Genomic DNA, 16,038 nt, shown 5'->3' on the forward strand with positions numbered 1-16,038 from the left:
GAGGTGTAAGATGGATCCTGTACGAACGTGCGTAGGTTGCCGCGGTCGTGCCTCTCGAACCGCCCTGGTCAGGGTGGTCGTGCAGAACGACCGGCTCGTCATCGACGAGCGGGCAGCTCTGCCGGGGAGGGGCGCGTGGCTGCATCCCTCGCTCGAGTGCCTCAACACCGCCCTGCGGCGACGGGCCTTCGCACGAGCACTCCGCGTGCCGCCGTCCATCGGGTTCCCCGAGGCGGAGGACGCGCAGACCATCCAACGGTACTTCCACCGGAACAAAGGCTGAACGGCTATGGAAACAAAGTGAACGGCTCGAAATGAGACCCGTCCGCGACTAGTGGTCTGCCCTGCCTGGGCGGACCGACCCAGACAGGAGAATTGTGGCTGCCAAACCACGTGTGCACGAGATCGCCGCTGAACTCGGCGTCGACAGCAAGTTCGCGCTCGCGAAGCTCAAGGAGCTCGGCGAGTTCGTGAAGAGTCCGTCTTCGACGGTGGAGCCCCCCGTGGCGCGCAAGCTGCGCGCTGCGATCGAGGCCGACCCCAACGCGAAGCCGGCAGAGAAGACCGACGCGAAGCCGGCTGCCAAGCCCGCCGCCGCGTCCAAGGCGCCGACTCCCGGACCCAAGCCGGGACCCGCCAAGAAGCCGGCCCCGGCTGCGGAGGCCGAGGCGCCGCAGGCGACGGAGGCTCCCGCCGCGAAGCCCGGCGCCCCCACGCCCGGCCCTGCCAAGCCCGCAGCCCCCAAGCCCGGTGGCAGTGCGCCGGCTGAGAGCTCCCCGAAGCCCGGTGGAGCGCCGAAGCCCGGCGCACCTCGTCCGGGTAACAACCCGTTCTCGTCGGCTCAGGGCATGGGGCAGCGTCCCGCCGGTCCCCGTCCGGGCAACAACCCCTTCGCCTCGGCTCAGGGGATGGGCCAGCGTCCGACCCCCGGCAACATCCCGCGTCCGCAGGCGCCCCGCCCCGGTTCGCCCCGGGTCGGCGCCCCGCGCCCCGGTCGTCCCGGCGGTGCCGGCGGCCGCGGTGGCCAGGGCGGTCGTCCCGGCGCACCCTTCCAGCAGCGTCCCGGCGGTCCCGGTCGTCCCGGCGGCGCCGGTGCGGGTGCAGGAGCCGGTGGCGGCTTCCAGCGTCCGGGCGGCGGCTTCGCCGGTCGTCCCGGTGGTGGCGGTCGTGGGCGTGGCCCCGGTGGCGGCACCGCGGGCGCCTTCGGCAAGGGCGGCGGCAAGAGCAAGCAGCGCAAGTCGCGTCGGGCGAAGCGCCAGGAATTCGAGATGCGGTCGGCGCCGGTCGTCGGCGGCGTCAACGTCTCGAAGGGCAACGGCGAGATCATCCGTCTGCGCCGCGGCGCATCCATTGCCGACTTCGCCGACAAGCTCGAGGCCCTGAACGGCTACACCGTCCAGCCCGGCACCCTGGTGACCATCCTCTTCAACCTCGGCGAGATGGCCACGGCCACCGAGTCGCTCGATGAGGCGACGTTCGAGGTGCTCGGCGAGGAGCTGGGCTACAAGATCCAGATGGTCTCGCCCGAGGACGAGGACAAGGAGCTCCTCGAGGGCTTCGGTCTCGACCTCGAGGCCGAGCTCGAGGCGGAGAGCGATGAGGATCTCGAGATCCGCCCGCCCGTGGTCACCGTCATGGGTCACGTCGATCACGGTAAGACCCGCCTGCTCGACGCCATCCGTCAGAGCAACGTCATCGAGGGTGAGGCCGGAGGCATCACCCAGCACATCGGTGCGTACCAGATTTGGACCGAGCACGACGGGATCGACCGTGCGGTCACCTTCATCGACACCCCCGGTCACGAGGCGTTCACCGCCATGCGCGCCCGCGGTGCCCAGGTCACCGACATCGCGATCCTCGTGGTCGCCGCCGACGACGGCATCATGCCGCAGACGGTGGAGGCTCTGAACCACGCGCAGGCCGCTGATGTGCCGATCGTCGTGGCCGTCAACAAGGTCGACAAGCCCGAGGCCAACCCCGCCAAGGTGCGCCAGCAGCTCACCGAGTACGGTCTGGTCGCTGAGGAGTACGGCGGAGACGTCATGTTCGTCGACGTGTCGGCGCGCAACGGCACCGGCATCCAGGAGCTGATCGACGCCGTCCTGCTGACCGCGGACGCCGGCCTCGACCTGACCGCCAACCCGAACAAGGCTGCCCGTGGTGTCGCCATCGAGGCGAAGCTCGACAAGGGCCGCGGCTCGGTCGCCACGGTGCTGATCCAGTCCGGAACGCTGCGCGTCGGCGACGCGATCGTCGCCGGAACCGCGTACGGCCGCGTCCGCGCAATGCTCGATGAGAACGGCGAGTCCGTCGCCGAGGCCGCGCCCTCGCGTCCGGTGCAGGTGCAGGGTCTGAACTCGGTGCCGCGTGCCGGTGACGTCTTCATCGTCACCGAGGAGGACCGCACGGCCCGCCAGATCGCCGAGAAGCGCGAGGCCGTCGAGCGCAACGCCCTGCTGGCCAAGGCCCGCAAGCGCATCTCGCTCGAGGACTTCACCCGTGCTCTCGAAGAGGGCAAGGTCGAGACGCTCAACCTCATCATCAAGGGCGACGTGTCCGGTGCCGTCGAGGCGCTGGAGGAGTCGCTGCTCAAGATCGAGGTCGACGACTCGGTGCAGCTGCGCATCATCCACCGCGGCGTCGGTGCGATCACCGAGTCGGATGTGAACCTGGCGACGATCGACAACGCGATCATCGTGGGCTTCAACGTCCGTCCCGACACCAAGGCCCGCGAGGCCGCCGCCCGCGAGGGCGTCGACGTGCGGTTCTACTCGGTGATCTACTCCGCGATCGACGAGATCGAGAACTCGCTTAAGGGCCTGCTCAAGCCCGAGTTCGAAGAGGTCCAGTCGGGTGTGGCCGAGATCCGCGAGGTGTTCCGCTCCTCGAAGTTCGGCAACATCGCCGGTGTCATCGTCCGCTCCGGAACGATCACGCGCAACGCCAAGGCGCGCGTCATCCGCGACGGCGTCGTCATCGCCGATGGCCTGGCCATCGAGTCGCTGCGCCGCTTCAAGGACGACGTCACTGAGGTGCGCACCGACTACGAAGCCGGTATCGGCCTCGGCAAGTACAACGACATCCAGATCGGCGACGAGATCGAGACCACTGAGCTGGTCGAGAAGCCTCGCGGCTGATCACGGCGATACGGTGAGGGGCGCCCGCGGGCGCCCCTCATTCGTCCTCAGAAGGAATGGGAACATGGCTGGAGAACGACAGGCACGACTCGCGGACCGCATCCGCGTCATCCTCGCCGAGCGACTCGAGAAGGGCCTGCGAGACCCGCGACTCGGGTTCGTGACGATCACCGACGTGCGCGTGTCGGGAGACCTGCAGCACGCCTCGGTCTTCTACACCGTGCTCGGCACCGACGAGGAGCGCGTCGCCAGCGGCGCGGCGCTGGAATCGGCCACCGGTCTGCTGCGCAAGGAGGTCGGCCGTCAGCTCAACGTGCGGCTGGTGCCGACGCTGGAGTTCATCCCGGATGCCCTGCCTGAGAGCGCCGGCCACATCGCAGACCTGCTGCGCGAGGCGCGCGAGCGCGACGCCGAGGTGGCGAAGCTGGCCTCGTCCGCCACGCACGCGGGGGATGCAGACCCGTACCGTCGAGACGACGAAGACGAGGACTGAGCTGACTGGGCCTCCGCTCAGCGGGGGAGCAGCAGCATGTCGTCGGCGGCCTCGATGAGGCCGTCGGCGATGAGAGAGTCGATCGCGCGGTCGCGCTGCGCGGCGTCCGGCCAGTCGGAGACGACCTCGGCGGCCGGCATCGTGTGACCGGGCGCCTCGCGGAGGCTGCGCAGCACCGCTCCTCGCGCCTGTCGATCCGAGCCCTCGAATCGCGCCTGCCTGCGACGCGTGTCGCCGGTGTCGGGGCGGCCGGCTGCCAGCCACGCGCATCCGGATGCCAGCGGGCAGACCTCGCACTTCGGTGCACGCGCCGTGCAGACCACGGCTCCGAGCTCCATCATCGCGGCGTTGAACACCGCTGATTCGGCGACGTCATCGGGCAGCAGCTCGGCCATGCGCGCGAGGTCGCGCCTGGCGGGCGGACCCGGTTGCGAGCGTCCGTCGACCGCCCGGGCGATTACCCGGCGGGTGTTGGTGTCGACCACCGGATGCCTGTCGCCGTAGTGGAACACGGCGACGGCGCGAGCGGTGTACTCGCCGATGCCCGAGAGCGCCAGGAGCGCGCTCACGTCCCGGGGCACGACCCCGTCGTGGCGTTCGACGACCTCGATCGCGGCGCGGTGCAGCCACAGCGCGCGCCGGGGATAGCCGAGGTTCGCCCACTGATGAACCACCTCGGCAGGTGTCGCCGGTGCCATAGCCGCAGGCGTGGGCCAGCGGTGCAGCCAGGCCTCGAGGTGCGGAATGACCCTGTTCACGGGGGTCTGCTGCAGCATGAACTCGCTGACCAGTGTTCCCCAGGCGCCGTACCGCTCCGCGAACTCCGTACGACGCCAGGGCAGGTCGCGCGCCGTGGCGTCGTACCACCCCAGCAGCTCGGCGCGCCCGATCGCGGCGGCGGTCGACGACGGTGCGGGCATCCGACCAGCCTACGCCGGGCACCTTCCGGCTTCCGCGCGGGTCTGCCGGCGGGCACGCTCTAGGCTTGAGGGATGGTCTCACCCGGCATCCTGCTCGTCGACAAACCCGGCGGGCTGACCAGCCATGACGTCGTCGCCCGCACCCGACGAGCCTTCGGCACCCGCAAGGTCGGGCACGCCGGCACCCTCGACCCGATGGCCACCGGTCTGCTGGTCATCGGCATCGAAGGCGCGACCCGGCTGCTGACGTACATCGTCGGCGCCGACAAGACCTACACCGCGACCATCCGCCTGGGCGTCTCGACCACCACCGACGACGCCGAGGGTGAGCCGGTTCGCACCGCCGATCCCGCAGCACTCGCGTCGGCCACCGACGCGCGTATCGCCGCGGAGATCGCCGAACTCACCGGCGCGATCTCGCAGGTGCCCAGCTCCGTCTCTGCGATCAAGGTCGACGGCCGCCGTGCCTACGACCGGGTGCGCGCGGGGGAGGAGGTCGAGCTGGCGGCGCGGCAGGTGACCGTCTCGCGCTTCGACGTGCTGGAGACCCGCCGCGGCTCCGACGCGATCGACGTGGACGTCGTGGTCGAGTGCTCATCGGGCACGTACATCCGCGCGCTGGCTCGCGATCTGGGCGAGGCGCTCGGGGTCGGCGGGCATCTCACGGCCCTGCGGCGAACCCGTGTGGGCGGTTTCGACGTCGCGGACGCGGTCGACATCGACCACCTCGCCGGAGCGCAGACGCTCAGCCCGGCCGAGGCGGCGTCGCGAACCATGCCCGTGCTCGAGGTGACGGCCGACGAGGCGAGGGATCTGCGCCATGGCAAGCGGCTGCTCGGGCAAGCCGCGCGCCTGAAGGCATCCGAGGTCGCGGCCGTCGACCCCGACGGTCTGCTCGTCGGCGTCGTCGAGGCGCGAGGCAGGGACATCAAGAGTGCCATGAACATGCCGGAGGTGCAGGGATGATCCTCTGGTTCACCATCACCCAGATCGCCGTGGCGTGCGCTGCCGGGCTGTTCTGCATCGTGGCGGGGCTCGCCGGACGGCGCCCCAGCGACTGGACGGTGGGCAGCCTGCTGCTGGTCGAGCTTCTGCTCATCGCGCAGGTGATCGTCGCGATCATCGCGCCGCTCGCCGGCAATCCGCCCACCGGAGACCTGCTCGAGTTCTGGGTCTACCTCGTCTCGGCCGTGCTGCTGCCGATCGGCGGGACCGCGTGGGCGCTGCTCGACCGCACGCGATGGAGCACCGTGATCCTGGGGGTCATCGGGCTGTCCCTGGCGATCATGCTGTGGCGGATGCAGGCGATCTGGACGCTTCAGGTCGCGTGACGCCGCCGGCAGGCCCCGGCGGTCGCGCGTAAGATGGACGACGCAATGTCCCACACCGTTTCGCGCGCCCGGATGACGGGCATCGGCCGAGTCCTCGTCATCGTCTACGCCGTGATGGCGCTGGCCGCCACCGGTCGCAGCTTCGTCCAGATCCTCCGCCGCTTCGACGAGGCCCCGCTCGCGTACAGTCTCTCCGCGCTGGCAGCTGCGGTGTACATCCTCGCCACGCTCGCCCTCGTGCTCGCGCATCGGCGCGGCTGGTACACCGTCGCCTGGGTGGCGATCGTCTTCGAGCTGACCGGCGTCATCGTCGTCGGGGCTCTCAGCCTGCTCGCCCCCGCGCTGTTCGGCCACGACAGCGTGTGGTCGTACTTCGGCATGGGCTACCTCTTCATACCGCTGGTGCTGCCGGTGTTCGGTCTGTGGTGGCTGCGCACGCACCGTCCCCAGGGGGAGTCGGCATGATCGTCTTCCGTGACCCGTCCGAGGTGCCGGCGGACTTCGGCCGCTCCGTCGTCGCGATCGGCAAGTTCGACGGTGTTCACGTCGGGCACCGCGCCGTGATCGAGCGGATGCGCGAGGACGCCGGGGCGATCGGCGCACGAACCGTGGCGGTCACCTTCGACCGCAACCCGCTCGAAGTGCTCCGGCCCGAGCTGTGCCCCGAGAATGTCGTCGCGACCGAGCGCAAGATCGAGCTGCTCGGCGAGCTTGACCTCGACGCGACGCTGGTGCTCACCTTCGATCGCGCGCTCGCCTCGCTGCCCGCCGAGGACTTCGTCCGCGACATCCTCGTCGATGCGCTGCATGCGGCCATGATCCTCGTCGGGCGCGACTTCCGCTTCGGGCGAGGGGGTGCGGGCGATCCGGCGCTTCTGCAGCGCATGGGCCCCGAGCACGGCTTCACCGTCGACGTCATCGATGATGTGACACCGGAAGGGGGTGAGCGCCGGGTGTCGTCCACCTGGGTGCGCGAGCTGCTCGCTGCGGGCGATGTCGCACAGGCCGCCGGAGTGCTCGGCCGTCCGGTCAGCGTCGCCGGCGAGGTGGTGCACGGTCTCAAGCGCGGGCGCGAGCTCGGGTTCCCCACGGCCAACCTGTCGGAGACGATCGACGCCCTCGCGCCCGCCGATGGCGTGTACGCCGGGTGGCTGGTGGATCACGAGACGGGCATCCGGCATCCCGCGGCGATCTCGGTCGGCACCAATCCCACGTTCGACGACGTCGACCGCCGCCAGGTCGAAGCCCACGTCCTCGATGCCACCGGACTCGACCTCTACGGTCACCGGGTGACGGTCGAGTTCACCGACCGTCTGCGCGGCATGGTCGCCTACAAGGGCATGGACGCCCTGATCGCCCAGATCGCCGAAGACGTCACGGTCGCACGCGAGCGCCTCGGGCTGGGCTGATCCGGCGCGAAGACCCGATGCTGGGCGTTCGCCGCCCGATGGCCTAAACTCGAAGCAGTGCTCGTCGACAGCCGCCATGGGCGTGCAGCCGAGCATGCAGATCCGCACGGTCCTGGCTGGCGCCACACGCGGATGACAGCAACGAACCGAAGGCCGCTTCGGCACTTCGGCACTCACGCTCAGGAGGAGCATGCCGAGCACGGCGACCGCCGCCCCGCGGCGAAAGAAGACGTCCCGTCGAGATGAAGAGGCGCCGCTGATCCCCATCCTCGCCCGCAAAGTGCGGGAGATCGAGGCGAAGGCGCTGCGCGCGAAGCTGGGGCCCACGAACCGCGTCAAGTTCCAGGTGATCGCGTTCCTCGTGCGCGAGGAGCGCGCGAGGGTGAAGGCCGACGGCGACCTGACCGACGCCGCCCGCGCCGAGCTGCTCAAGCGGCTCGACGGCGTCGCGACGATCCTGGCGAAGACGGCTGCGCGCGACACGTCGCTGATCCAGCTGCTCGAGGCTGACCAGGCCACCTCTCCGGTGGCGAAGCGGATGCGTCGCGACTGGCTGCTGGAGTCGGGGGCCGAGCTGCCCCCGGAAGAGCTGGTGATCACCGACGTCGCGCCGATCGTGCAGACGCCGGTCGTCCCCGCGGCTCTCGCCGAGAAGCAGGTGACACCGCCCTCGGTGGAGTCGCGTCTGCTCGCATCGCCGTTCCTCGCCCCCGACCTCACGCCGCGTCCTGCGGCCGTGCCGCGGCGCCGGCTCGACGGCTGGGAGCTGATGGGGCCGCTGTACAAGGCGTTCGAGTCGGGCGCGGGCGGGGGAGCAGCGACGATGGAGCTGCCCCCGGTTCCCGAGTACGACCACATCTCGCCCAAGGGGCGCGAGGTGATGGTGCACCAGTCGCGCTTCGTCGAGGCGGTGCGCGCCGGTCACCGCAGCTTCCTGCTCGCCGACGAGCCCGGCCTCGGAAAGACCGCGCAGTCGGTGCTCGCCGCGTCGGTGGCGAACGCGTATCCGCTGCTGGTGGTGGTGCCGAACGTCGTGAAGATGAACTGGGCGCGTGAGGTCGAGCGATGGACGCCGCAGCGCCGCGCCGCCGTCATCCAGGGCGACGGCGCCGACATCGACGCGTTCGCGGACGTGTTCATCGTCAATTACGAGATCCTCGACCGTCACCTGTCGTGGCTGGGCTCGATCGGCCTGAAGGGAATGGTCGTCGATGAGGCGCACTTCATCAAGAACCTCTCTTCCCAGCGCTCGCAGAACGTCCTGGCGCTCGCGGCACGGATCCGCGACCGCGAACGCAACCCGCTGATGCTCGCGCTGACGGGAACCCCGCTGATCAACGACGTCGAGGACTTCGACGCGATCTGGCGCTTCCTGGGCTGGACCAACGGCGAGAAGCCCGAGCCGGCGCTGATGGAGAAGCTGGACGCCACGGGGCTCACCCCCGCGGACAAGTCGTTCTATGCCGAGGCCCGCGAGGCGGTCATCTCGATGGGCATCGTGCGGCGCAAGAAGAAGGACGTCGCAGCCGACCTGCCCGACAAGCTCATCGCCGATCTTCCAGTGCAGCTGGACGACGAGTTCGGCCGCGGCATCCGGGCCGCGGAGCGCGAGCTCGGTGAGCGGATGGCCGCCAAGTACCGCCGGATCGTCGAGGCGCGCGCGGCGACGCACGGGCCGTCGACCGACGCGCACGGCGCGATCGACGACGACATCGTGCGTCTCGTCGCCCACAACGAGCTCGAGGAGTCGAAGGCGGCCGGCGCGGGCGGCGACAACGTCTTCACCATGGTGCGGAGGATCGGGCAGGCCAAGGCCCTGCTGGCTGCCGACTATGCCGCTCAGCTGCAGCGGTCGGTCGGGAAGGTCGTGTTCTTCGCGAAGCACGTCGACGTGATGGACCAGGCCGAGGCGCACTTCGCCGCGGCGGGGATCAGGTCGGTGTCGATCCGCGGCGATCAGACCAGCCCGGTGCGCCAGCAGGCGATCGACGCGTTCAACACCGACCCGGAGGTCGGCGTCGCGGTCTGCTCGCTGACCGCCGCGGGTGTGGGCGTGAACCTGCAGGTCGCCTCGAACGTCGTACTGGCCGAGCTCAGCTGGACGGCCGCCGAGCAGACTCAGGCGATCGACCGCGTGCACCGGATCGGTCAGGACGAGCCGGTCACGGCGTGGCGGATCATCGCGGCGCACACGCTCGACACGAAGATCGCCGAGCTGATCGATCAGAAGCAGGGGCTCGCCGCCCGGGCGCTCGACGGCGAGGCCGTCGCCGAGGAGCCGGGCGAGTCCGTGCAGATGGCCGCGCTGATGCACCTGCTGCGGGAGGCGCTCGGCGGGGAATGACTGACGGCCGGGAATGACTCACGGCCGGGGACGGGCGTTAAGAAGATCGCTTCTTTGCGCCCGTTCTGGCGTATCGGATGAGATGTGCGCCAAGAATCGACGATCGGCGTGCGACATCGCGCAAGATACGGCGTTTTCGCGTCTTCCGAATGGCTTCTCCCCGCGATCGGCACTATGGTCGACAACGGGCAATGTCGCCTCTTCTACCCGTACCCCTCACGCACGAAGGCAGCAGCATGAAGATCGGCATCCTCACCAGCGGCGGCGACTGCCCCGGACTCAACGCCGTCATCCGCGGCATCGTGCTCAAGGGCACCACCACCTATGACCTGGAGTTCGTCGGGATCCGCGACGGCTGGCGCGGCGTCGTCGACGGCGACTTCTTCCCTCTGACCCGCCACGAGGTCAAGGGGCTCTCGAAGGTCGGCGGCACCATCCTCGGCACCAGTCGCACCAACCCGTACGAGGGCGTGCGCGGGGGAGCGGAGAACATCGCCAAGACGCTGTACGGGCATCGGATCGACGGCATCGTCGCGATCGGCGGCGAGGGCACGCTGGCAGCAGCCGACCGGCTGTCGAAGGACGGGATCAACGTGCTCGGCGTGCCGAAGACCATCGACAACGACCTGCGCGCGACCGACTACTCGTTCGGCTTCGACACCGCCGTGAACATCGCCACCGATGCGATGGACCGCCTGCGCACCACCGGCGACTCGCACCAGCGCTGCATGGTGGCCGAGGTGATGGGGCGGCACGTGGGCTGGATCGCGCTGCACGCCGGCATGGCTGCCGGAGCCCACGTCATCTGCATCCCCGAGGTGCCCATGTCGATGGACGAGATCTGCTCGCTGGTCAGCAGCGCCGCCGCTCGCGGACGTGCCCCGCTCGTCGTGGTCTCCGAGGGCTTCACCCTGAAAGGCATGGACGAGGCGTACAGCGACAAGGGCCTCGACGCCTTCAACCGTCCGCGCCTCGGCGGGATCAGCGAGATCCTCGCACCCGAGATCGAGCGGATCACCGGGATCGAGACCCGCTCCACCGTGCTCGGCCACATCCAGCGCGGTGGATCGCCGTCGGGCTTCGACCGGGTGCTCGCCACACGTCTCGGCCTGCACGCCGCCGACGCCCTGGTCGACGGGGACTGGGGTCAGATGGTCGCCATGCGCGGCACCGACATCGTCCGGGTGCCCTTTGCCGAGGCGCTCGGCGAGCTGAACACCGTCCCCCGCACCCGGTACGACGAGGCCGCAGCGCTGTTCGGCTGAGCGACCCCGCCGGTCCCGGCCCCGGCCAGTCCCGGCCCCGTCGGGCCCGGGACGGCGGGCCGGTCAATCCGCGAGACCGAGGACGTCCAGCATCCAGGCGAGCTCGAACGCACGCTCGCGCCACGCGTTGTACCGGCCGCTGACGCCGCCGTGTCCGGCCGACATCTCGCACTTCATCATCACGTCCGCCGCTCCCGCGTGCCGCAGCGCCGCCACCCACTTCGCGGGCTCGACGTACAGCACGCGGGTGTCGTTGAGCGACGTCATCGCGAGGATGCGCGGGTAGGCGACGCCCTCGCGGATGTTCTCGTACGGGGTGTACGTCTTCATGTACGCGTACACCTCCGGGTCATGCAGCGGGTCGCCCCACTCGTCCCATTCGACGACCGTCAGCGGCAGCGACGGATCGAGGATCGAGGTGAGGGCGTCGACGAACGGAACGCCCGCGAGGATGCCGGCGAACAGCTCCGGGGCGAGGTTCGCCACCGCACCCATGAGCAGCCCGCCCGCGCTGCCGCCCTCGGCGACCATGCGCTGCGGCGTCGTCACACCCGTGTCGACGAGGTGGCGTGCGCAGGCGACGAAGTCGGTGAAGGTGTTGCGCTTGTGCAGCTCCTTGCCCTTCTCGTACCAGTCGCGGCCCATCTCGCCGCCGCCGCGCACGTGCGCCACGGCGAAGATCACCCCGCGATCGAGCATCGACAGCCGCATGGTCGAGAAGGCGGGGTCGATCGAGTGCTCGTACGAGCCGTAGCCGTAGAGGTGCAGGGCGCGCGGCTCGTCGCCGGGGTCGCCGAACGAGCGCTTCCACACCAGCGAGATCGGCACCTGGGCGCCGTCGTCGGCCGTCGCCCAGACGCGCCGCTGACCGTAGTCGGCGGCGTCGTATCCGCCGAGCACCACCATCTGCTTGCGCAGGTGCTTCTCGCCTGTCGCGACCTCGAGGTCGAGCACCTGCGACGGCGTGACGAACGAGGTGAAGGTCATCCGCAGGAACGGTGAATGCCACTCCGGGTTGCCGCTGAAGTACGCGTCGAACAGGGGTTCGTCGAAGTCCACCTCGTCCAGCTCGCCGGTGGCGAGATCCATGATCGCGGCGCGCACCAGACCCTCGCTGCGGTACTCGAACGTCGCGAAGTCGCGGAAGCAGTCGACGTCGATGATGCGTCGCCCGGGCTGGTGCGCCTGCAGCACCTGCCGTGCCCCTTGCGGGTCGGATGCGGCGACCGAGACGAGCTCGAAGTCCAGCGCGTCCTCGTTGTGCAGGATGAGCAGGCGGTCCTCGCCGTCGACGACCGCGTGATCGACGGAGTACTCCACGCCGTCGCGGCGGGGCCAGACCATGCGCGGCTGGACCGACCCGGGGTCGGCGCCGAGTTCGCCGAGGTCGACCAGCAGCTCTTCGCTGGTCACCTTGGAGCCGAGTCCGATCACGAGGTACTTGCGGCTGCGGGTGATGCCCGCCCCCATCCAGAAGCGCTCGTCCGCCTCGTGGAACAGTTTCAGATCCGACTCGACGGGCGTGCCGATTCGATGCAGCCAGAGCGTGTCGGGCCGCCAGGCCTCGTCACGGGTCGTGTAGACGATCGCCTTCCCGTCGGGGGTGAAGAACGCCTGTCCGGTGTCCGGGATGACATCCGGCAGCATCTCGCCGGTCGCCAGGTCGCGCACGTGCACGGTGTAGAGCTCGGAGCCGTCGACGTCGACCGACCACAGCAGTCGCGTTCCGTCATCCGACGCATCGAAGGCGCCCAGCGAGAAGAAGTCGTGACCCTCCGCCTCGACGTTGCCGTCCAGCAGCACCTCCTCGCCGGGCACGGGCACGCCCGGCTCGAGTGACGGCGGTGTCCAGTCGTCGTCCACGGCCGCGGTGCGGCAGTGGATCCCGTACTGCGCGCCCTCCTCGGTGCGGCTGTAGAACCACCAGTCGCCCCGGCGCGTCGGGACAGACAGGTCGGTCTCCAGCACTCGCGACCTGACCTCCTGGAACAGCTTCTCGCGCAGCGGTGCGAGGTGAGCGGTCCGTGCGTCGGCGTAGGCGTTCTCCGCCTCGAGGTGCGCGATGACCTCGGCGTCGTCCTTGGCGCGGAGCCATTCGTAGGCGTCGTCGAAATGGTCGCCGTGGTGGGTGCGGGTGGTGATGCGGCGGGCGGCCTCGGGAGGTCGGATGCTGGAGTCGGTCACCCTGCCACGCTACCCCGGCGAGTTGACCGCGACCGGGCAGGGTGGGAGGATTCATGCGGGTCCTTTAACGGATGACATACCCACGGTGAACTCTTCGTTCGTCACCGCCGAGTCCTCGGCCCCTCCCTGGCAGTCCCAACGAAAGAGACCGGTGGAAACCGCAGCCCTCATCGTCGTGCTGGTCATCGCGCTGGCGCTCTTCTTCGACTTCACCAACGGATTCCACGACACCGCGAACGCGATGGCGACGCCGATCGCCACCGGGGCTCTGAAGCCCAAGACCGCGGTGCTGCTCGCCGCGGTGCTCAACCTCGTCGGCGCGTTCCTGTCGACGGAGGTGGCCAAGACTGTGTCCGGCGGCATCATCCGCGAGGACTCCATCAGCGAGATGGGTGCGCAGGTGTTCCTCCCGCTCATCTTCGCCGGCCTGATCGGCGCGATCACCTGGAACATGCTGACCTGGCTGCTGGGTCTTCCCTCCAGCTCGTCGCACGCCCTGTTCGGCGGTCTGATCGGAGCCACCCTGGTCGGCGTGGGTGCCACCGGCATCGACTTCGGCATGGTGCTGTCGAAGATCATCCTCCCGGCCGTGATCGCCCCTCTCACCGCGGGCATCATCGCCTTCATCGCCACGAAGATCGCCTACGGCGTGACGCGGCGATACGACGGCAAGCCCGACGGACGCTCCGGGTTCCGCTGGGGCCAGATCTTCACCTCGTCGCTGGTCGCGCTCTCGCATGGCACGAACGACGCCCAGAAGACGATGGGCGTGATCACCCTCGCGCTGATCACGATCGGATGGCAGACCGGCGACCCGAACAGCGCCGACTACCACAACCCCGAGTTCTGGGTGATCGTCGCGTGCGCGTTCACGATCGCGCTCGGCACGTACCTGGGCGGCTGGCGCATCATCCGCACGCTCGGCAAGGGGCTCACCGAGGTCAAGCCGGCGCAGGGCTTCGCCGCCGAGAGCTCCACCGCGGCGACCATCCTCGCATCCAGCGCCCTCGGCTTCGCGCTGTCGACCACGCAGGTGGCGTCCGGATCGGTGATCGGATCGGGTCTCGGCCGGCGCGGAGCAAGCGTGCGCTGGGCGACCGCGGGCCGGATCGCGATCGGATGGCTGCTCACCCTTCCCGCCGCGGGCGGAGTGGGCGCCCTCGCCGCACTGCTGGTGATCTGGCTGGGCAACTGGGGCGTCGCGATCGACGCGGTGCTCGCCCTCGTCATCATCGTGGGGCTGTTCATGTACTCGCGGCGCAACGCGGTGACGCACGCCAACGCGATGAGCGACGTGGCGGAGTCCGGACTCGCCGTCGACCAGCCGGACGTTCCGGGACCGACGCGACGCGCCAGCCGCATGGAGCTCATGCGCGCCCTCGAGCGCGCCGAACGCAAGGCGGACGAGGCCGAGCGCGCCGCTAGGCGGGCCAAGAAGCTGAAGAAGGCGGGCGCGTCGCCCGCCGAGGTCAAGGCCGCCAAGCGCGCCGCGGAGAAGGCGGCGCAGAAGTTCGCCGCCGCCGAGAAGGCCGCGCAGGAGTGGGAGACGGTGATCGCCAGCCGCAGGGCGCGGGCAAACCTCGCCGAATGGGACATCGCCGTCGACGAGCAGGAGGACGCACGATGAGCATCGACTGGGGAGCCTTCGTCAGCGTCTTCGTCGCCGCACTGCTGGGCGCCGGTGCGACCGTCCTCTTCTACGCCCTGGGGCTGCGGATGCTGGTGCGCGCAGGGCGCGTGCCGGTGGTCACTCCGGTGGAGTTCACGGATGCCATCACGGTGCTCTCCGAGAAGGAGATCAGACGCGCCGCGAAGCAGGCTGAGAAGGCCGCGCGCAAGAGCCCGCTGAGCGAGCGGCAGAAGGCGTTCGCGTTCGCCTGCGCCATCGGCTGCTTCATCCTGTGCGGCGCCGCCGTCTTCGGCGGCATCCTGCTCATCGTCGTCGGTCACTGACACCCCGGACGCTGACCGCGGCACCGCGGCGAGCCGCCATAGGCTGGGCGCATGTCAGAGCACTTCGCCTTCGGCAGTCACGATCCGGCCTCGCACGTCATCGTGCACATCAGCGATCCGCATCTGCTCGCGGACGGCGCCCGGCTGGGGGAGCGGTACGACGTCGACGGCACGCTCGCGCGCACGCTGGACGCAGTCCGGGCGACCCGCAGCGATCCGAAGGCGATCGTCGTCACCGGTGATCTCGCCGATCTGGGAGAGCCCGACGCCTACCGTCGCCTCCGGGCGGCCGTCGAGCCGTTCGCCGACGACCTGGGCTGCCCCGTGGTCTGGGTGGCGGGTAACCACGACGAGCGGCCCGCGCTGCGACGGCACCTGCTCGATCTGGAGCCCACCGAGCAGCCGGTCACCGGCGTGTGGGACCTGGACGGGCTGCGGCTGATCGCCCTGGACACGAGCGTACCCGGGTGGCATCACGGCGACCTCGACGAGGCGCAGCTCGCCTGGCTGCGCGAGCAGCTGAGTGAGCCCGCGCCGCACGGCACGATCCTCGCGATGCACCACCCGCCGCTGCCCAGCCACATCCCGCTGTTCGACATCCTCGAGCTGCGCAACCAGCATCTGCTCGCGGAGGCGGTCGCCGGAGCCGATGTGAGAGCGATCCTCGCCGGCCACCTGCACTACTCGTCGCACGGTCTGTTCGCGGGCATCCCGGTCAGTGTCGCCTCCGCGACCTGCTACACCATGAACGTCGCGCGTCCTGCCGTCGAGGTCAACGGCATGGACGCGGCGCAGTCGTTCCAGCTGGTGCATGTGTACCCCGACACGGTGACGCATACCGTCGTGCCGGTCGTGGAGGCGCCCACCGGCGACTTCTTCACCCGCGAATGGGCCGAGCGCATGGCATCCCTCACCCCCGAACAGCGACTCGACGTGTTCTCCCGCAAGCCCGGCTGGGAAGCATCGTAGACTGGGCGCATCCCCCGAATCCCTGATCGCCAC

At 69.8% G+C, this 16,038-nt stretch carries 14 protein-coding genes; 12 read left to right on the forward strand and 2 right to left on the reverse strand.

What is annotated here, in order from left to right:
• Positions 1-10: 10 nt before the first annotated feature.
• The 3 genes from V2S04_RS09190 (at position 11) to rbfA (ending at position 3,630) form a co-directional block, all read left to right on the forward strand.
• Positions 11-283 carry a YlxR family protein gene (locus V2S04_RS09190; protein ID WP_413638231.1) on the forward strand — a complete coding sequence of 91 codons (273 nt, stop codon included), beginning with the start codon at positions 11-13 and terminating at the stop codon, positions 281-283.
• Between the two features lie 94 nt (positions 284-377).
• Complete coding sequence (gene infB, locus V2S04_RS09195) at positions 378-3,137, forward strand: translation initiation factor IF-2 (RefSeq protein WP_413638232.1); 2,760 nt, start codon at positions 378-380, stop codon at positions 3,135-3,137.
• Positions 3,138-3,201: 64 nt separating this feature from the next.
• Positions 3,202-3,630 (forward strand): 30S ribosome-binding factor RbfA, encoded by a 429-nt coding sequence (gene rbfA, locus V2S04_RS09200; RefSeq protein ID WP_099194972.1) that lies wholly within the window; start codon positions 3,202-3,204, stop codon positions 3,628-3,630.
• A gap of 17 nt (positions 3,631-3,647) precedes the next feature.
• Here the strand turns inward: rbfA and V2S04_RS09205 are convergent, their stop codons facing one another.
• Positions 3,648-4,550, reverse strand: a complete 903-nt coding sequence (locus tag V2S04_RS09205) for an A/G-specific adenine glycosylase (RefSeq protein ID WP_413638233.1) — start codon at positions 4,548-4,550, stop codon at positions 3,648-3,650.
• A gap of 72 nt (positions 4,551-4,622) precedes the next feature.
• On the opposite strand from V2S04_RS09205, the gene truB reads away from it, so the two are divergent.
• The 6 genes from truB (at position 4,623) to V2S04_RS09235 (ending at position 10,899) form a co-directional block, all read left to right on the forward strand.
• On the forward strand, positions 4,623-5,516 hold the full coding sequence (gene truB, locus V2S04_RS09210) for a tRNA pseudouridine(55) synthase TruB (RefSeq protein WP_413638234.1): 894 nt from the start codon (positions 4,623-4,625) through the stop codon (positions 5,514-5,516).
• Positions 5,513-5,881, forward strand: a complete 369-nt coding sequence (locus tag V2S04_RS09215; RefSeq protein WP_099194969.1) for a hypothetical protein — start codon at positions 5,513-5,515, stop codon at positions 5,879-5,881. The genes truB and V2S04_RS09215 overlap by 4 nt, the downstream gene beginning before the upstream one ends.
• A 45-nt stretch (positions 5,882-5,926) precedes the next feature.
• On the forward strand, positions 5,927-6,346 hold the full coding sequence (locus tag V2S04_RS09220) for a hypothetical protein (protein WP_413638235.1): 420 nt from the start codon (positions 5,927-5,929) through the stop codon (positions 6,344-6,346).
• The gene (locus V2S04_RS09225; protein ID WP_413638236.1) at positions 6,343-7,290 is read left to right on the forward strand and encodes a bifunctional riboflavin kinase/FAD synthetase; all 948 of its coding nucleotides are present in this window, start codon (positions 6,343-6,345) and stop codon (positions 7,288-7,290) included. The genes V2S04_RS09220 and V2S04_RS09225 overlap by 4 nt, the downstream gene beginning before the upstream one ends.
• A gap of 190 nt (positions 7,291-7,480) precedes the next feature.
• Positions 7,481-9,634 (forward strand): DEAD/DEAH box helicase, encoded by a 2,154-nt coding sequence (locus V2S04_RS09230; RefSeq protein ID WP_413638237.1) that lies wholly within the window; start codon positions 7,481-7,483, stop codon positions 9,632-9,634.
• 236 nt (positions 9,635-9,870) lie between these two features.
• On the forward strand, positions 9,871-10,899 hold the full coding sequence (locus V2S04_RS09235) for a 6-phosphofructokinase (protein WP_099194965.1): 1,029 nt from the start codon (positions 9,871-9,873) through the stop codon (positions 10,897-10,899).
• A gap of 63 nt (positions 10,900-10,962) precedes the next feature.
• Here V2S04_RS09235 and V2S04_RS09240 read toward each other — a convergent pair whose 3' ends face one another.
• Complete coding sequence (locus tag V2S04_RS09240; protein ID WP_413638238.1) at positions 10,963-13,083, reverse strand: S9 family peptidase; 2,121 nt, start codon at positions 13,081-13,083, stop codon at positions 10,963-10,965.
• Positions 13,084-13,234: 151 nt separating this feature from the next.
• Between V2S04_RS09240 and V2S04_RS09245 the strand changes: the two genes are divergently transcribed.
• Genes V2S04_RS09245 through V2S04_RS09255 form a run of 3 tightly spaced genes read left to right on the forward strand, consistent with a single transcriptional unit; the run spans position 13,235 to position 16,005 of the window.
• A complete protein-coding gene (locus tag V2S04_RS09245) occupies positions 13,235-14,710 on the forward strand; it encodes an inorganic phosphate transporter (RefSeq protein ID WP_099194928.1) in 1,476 nt (491 codons plus the stop codon).
• Positions 14,707-15,036, forward strand: coding sequence for a peptidase (locus V2S04_RS09250; RefSeq protein ID WP_413638239.1), 330 nt, complete (start codon positions 14,707-14,709; stop codon positions 15,034-15,036). Before V2S04_RS09245 ends, V2S04_RS09250 begins: the two co-directional genes overlap by 4 nt.
• 51 nt (positions 15,037-15,087) lie before the next feature.
• The gene (locus V2S04_RS09255; RefSeq protein WP_413638240.1) at positions 15,088-16,005 is read left to right on the forward strand and encodes a phosphodiesterase; all 918 of its coding nucleotides are present in this window, start codon (positions 15,088-15,090) and stop codon (positions 16,003-16,005) included.
• The last annotated feature ends 33 nt before the right edge of the window (positions 16,006-16,038 follow it).

The sequence above is a fragment of the Microbacterium sp. OR21 genome (assembly GCF_047306785.1).
Classification (GTDB): Bacteria; Actinomycetota; Actinomycetes; order Actinomycetales; family Microbacteriaceae; genus Microbacterium; species Microbacterium esteraromaticum_E.

Bases quoted from the DNA above. Each gene is read 5' to 3' on its own strand.
- V2S04_RS09255 (WP_413638240.1), top strand. From the start codon at position 15,088: ATGTCAGAGCACTTCGCCTTCGGCAGTCACGATCCGGCCTCGCACGTC.
- V2S04_RS09230 (WP_413638237.1), top strand. From the start codon at position 7,481: ATGCCGAGCACGGCGACCGCCGCCCCGCGGCGAAAGAAGACGTCCCGT.
- V2S04_RS09235 (WP_099194965.1), top strand. From the start codon at position 9,871: ATGAAGATCGGCATCCTCACCAGCGGCGGCGACTGCCCCGGACTCAAC.
- V2S04_RS09250 (WP_413638239.1), top strand. From the start codon at position 14,707: ATGAGCATCGACTGGGGAGCCTTCGTCAGCGTCTTCGTCGCCGCACTG.
- V2S04_RS09190 (WP_413638231.1), top strand. From the start codon at position 11: ATGGATCCTGTACGAACGTGCGTAGGTTGCCGCGGTCGTGCCTCTCGA.
- V2S04_RS09215 (WP_099194969.1), top strand. From the start codon at position 5,513: ATGATCCTCTGGTTCACCATCACCCAGATCGCCGTGGCGTGCGCTGCC.
- V2S04_RS09225 (WP_413638236.1), top strand. From the start codon at position 6,343: ATGATCGTCTTCCGTGACCCGTCCGAGGTGCCGGCGGACTTCGGCCGC.
- V2S04_RS09220 (WP_413638235.1), top strand. From the start codon at position 5,927: ATGTCCCACACCGTTTCGCGCGCCCGGATGACGGGCATCGGCCGAGTC.
- V2S04_RS09205 (WP_413638233.1), bottom strand. From the start codon at position 4,550: ATGCCCGCACCGTCGTCGACCGCCGCCGCGATCGGGCGCGCCGAGCTG.
- truB (WP_413638234.1), top strand. From the start codon at position 4,623: ATGGTCTCACCCGGCATCCTGCTCGTCGACAAACCCGGCGGGCTGACC.
- rbfA (WP_099194972.1), top strand. From the start codon at position 3,202: ATGGCTGGAGAACGACAGGCACGACTCGCGGACCGCATCCGCGTCATC.